Here is a 299-nt window from a genome sequence, read left to right as displayed (position 1 = left end):
AAATCAACAGCCAATTTAATAGGGCCTAAACAAATGAAAAGCGCTTGGATTCGTCCAAGCGTTTTTTGTTTTTGGGATAAGAGTATGTAAAACATTAGATACTAATTTGGAGGTGATAAAAGATGAAAGATTGGAATGAACAGGCTGCCCCCAATAATAATTTAGCAGCGAAGACGTTAAAAACAGGTGAATTTGTAGGGAAAGTACCAGATCATGAATTTTCTGAGGAATTATCCGATGGAGGCGAGCGGGATCAATTCATCCAAAGACAGAAAAAGAATTTAAAAATGAAATAATAA

At 35.1% G+C, this 299-nt stretch carries 1 protein-coding gene; it reads left to right on the top strand.

Annotated elements, in window-relative coordinates:
- Nucleotides 1–122 precede the first annotated feature (122 nt).
- Nucleotides 123–296, top strand: coding sequence for a hypothetical protein (locus V7266_RS08460; protein ID WP_335467450.1), 174 nt, complete (start codon nucleotides 123–125; stop codon nucleotides 294–296).
- Nucleotides 297–299 lie beyond the last annotated feature (3 nt).

The organism is Neobacillus drentensis, assembly GCF_036965645.1.
In the GTDB taxonomy this organism is placed as follows: Bacteria; Bacillota; Bacilli; order Bacillales; family Cytobacillaceae; genus Neobacillus; species Neobacillus drentensis_D.
The sequence above is the reverse complement of the archived record's forward strand: the minus strand, read 5'-3'. Positions and strand labels throughout refer to the sequence as shown.